The organism is Pontibacter sp. HSC-14F20, assembly GCF_019599265.1.
Lineage (GTDB): Bacteria > Bacteroidota > Bacteroidia > Cytophagales > Hymenobacteraceae > Pontibacter.
The window spans coordinates 1-481 of record NZ_JAHZTC010000053.1 but is presented as its reverse complement, the minus strand read 5'-3'; the positions used below and the strand labels follow the sequence as shown (position 1 = coordinate 481).

General features: G+C 64.2%; 1 protein-coding gene. It reads right to left on the bottom strand.

The annotated features are described in order from the left end of the window. Positions 1 to 163: 163 nt before the first annotated feature. Positions 164 to 481 (bottom strand): hypothetical protein (locus tag K3G39_RS20445; protein ID WP_220628025.1); only part of this gene is annotated, 318 nt, incomplete at its 5' end.

The window sequence follows — 481 nt, the reverse complement described above, 5'->3', positions numbered from 1 at the left end:
CGGTGGCGTCGCCCGATTGGAGGAGCGCGCGCGCTTTTCCGGGAGGTCTCGGCTTATCGCAGAGAGGCGTGATGCGTGCTCATGGCGCATCCGGCAAAGATCGGGCCGGACGCGCGAAAGGCCCGATCGACCGGATCGGGCGCTTCGTCATCGGCGGGCTCGATCAGGCGAGCTGATCGATCCGCGTGCCCTGACCCGGCGGCAGCGGCGCCGGCGGCGGCGGCTTGTAGGTCGGGTCGGTATCCTTGGTCTTGGCCTGGTCGTCCTGCTGCTTGGTCGTGTCGTAGCTCGGGACCACGATCGCGATCGACGACGGCGTAACGGTAGAAACGCTCATCCACAAATCCTCACATATGGAAACAATTGATCCTGCGCCGCGAGGCGCGAAACTTCCGTCAAGCCAATCGTTAAAATGCGAGGGATCTGGTGTAGCGGGAGGGGCGGTCTTCGTCGCGGCCTCCTCTGCGCAATTTGCGTGAGA